Source organism: Mesorhizobium sp. M0715 (assembly GCF_040320355.1).
GTDB lineage: Bacteria > Pseudomonadota > Alphaproteobacteria > Rhizobiales > Rhizobiaceae > Mesorhizobium.
The window spans coordinates 1-1,461 of record NZ_JAMYPL010000068.1; the positions used below are offsets into that span (position 1 = coordinate 1).

General features: G+C 61.0%; 1 protein-coding gene. It reads right to left on the reverse strand.

Translation table 11 applies throughout. The features are described 5' to 3' along the window. Positions 1 to 56 precede the first annotated feature (56 nt). Positions 57 to 1,400 (reverse strand): IS1182 family transposase, encoded by a 1,344-nt coding sequence (locus NKI21_RS32305; RefSeq protein ID WP_352869311.1) that lies wholly within the window; start codon positions 1,398 to 1,400, stop codon positions 57 to 59. Positions 1,401 to 1,461: the final 61 nt, after the last annotated feature.

Below are 1,461 nucleotides of genomic sequence, written 5' to 3' on the forward strand. Positions count from 1 at the left end.
CTAGGAGCCCGTCCAGATAGGTCATTGCTACGGGCACTTGTTGCACGATAGCCGGCTCAGGCGGGCTTTGCGAGGGTGAACAGCTTGAGGAGGTTATGGGCGGTGCAGATCATTGCCCACTCGGCACGCACTTTTTCAACGCCCCGCAATAGGAATTGGCGGAAGCCACGTGCCTGTTTGATCTGTCCGAACACTGGTTCCACCACTTGCTTTCTCAATCGATAGGGCGTTTCGAAGCCGCCGTCGTCGATCTTCTTTCGCATTCGTTGGGTCAGCGGCCCGCCGACTTTTCCGTTCGCGGCGGTCGGGTGCTTGGCGCGTCGGGGCGCGACGTAGCCGTCGATGCCGTGCGCTTCGAGCGCTTCGAGATTGGCTTCGCTGCAGTAGCCGGAGTCCGCTGAGGCCTGCGCTGGCTTGGCCCCGAGATTATTCTCGATGGCCTCGATCAGGGGCACCAACTGGCCCTGGTCACTGCCGCACTGCGTCAGGTCGTGCGCGACAATGATCTGGCCATGGGCATCCACGGCAGCCTGGGCATTATAGGCCTGCACGAAGCCATCCTTCGACTTCATGATGCGGCTTTCCGGATCAGTGAAGTTGCGTTGCGCCTTGGGATCGGGCTCCTCTGATGGCGCCGCCGCCGGTTTGCCAGGCTTCTTGCGGCCTGCGGCCTGGCGCTGCTCTTCTTTTTCGGCCTCGATCCGGCGCTCTTCTTGCGCCGCCAGCTTGGCCTCGGCTTCCAGCGACGCCATCGCCTGCTGGATCTTGGCCAGCCGCTTCTGCTTGTCGCCGGCCCAATCCGGCATCTCGTCGCCGCGCTTGTCCTTGCCGAAAGTCACGTCCTCCTCGGCATCCGCGGCCTCGGCCGCCGCCAGCATGCGAGCGACTTCGGCTTTCAATTCCAGCTCGCGCTTCTTCATGCGCTCATAACTCATCGCCTTGTGTTTCGACGCGTTCGCCTTGATCTTCGTGCCATCCAGCGCGACATGGCCGAGTTTGACCAATCCTGCCGTCTCACACAGCTTCAGAACCTGCACGAACAGCGCCTCGAGCGCCTTCAAATGCCGCTTGCGGAAGTCGCTGATCGTCCGGAAATCCGGCGGATCGAGCGCCACGATCATCACAAAATCATTCCGTTCGCGGCAGGCCCTGGCGATCCGCCGCGACGAATACAGCCCGCTCGCATAACCGTGCAGCAGAAGCGCCACCATCATCCGCGGGTCGAACGGCGGCTGCCCAAGCCCGCTCACATAGCTGCCCGTGATCTCCTTGAGATCAAGGCTCTCACGCACCAGTTCAACGATGAACCGCGAGACATGGCCTGGCGGTACGAAGTCATGCACGCTCGCTGGAAGAAGCAGCGTCTGATCGATATTCCAGGGCCGAAAATACTTGCTCATAGCCCAAGATTGAATCAGACTCGTCAATAGTTGACCAGTGACTATCTGGACAGGCTCCTAG

Bases quoted from the DNA above. Each gene is read 5' to 3' on its own strand.
- NKI21_RS32305 (WP_352869311.1), bottom strand. From the start codon at position 1,400: ATGAGCAAGTATTTTCGGCCCTGGAATATCGATCAGACGCTGCTTCTT.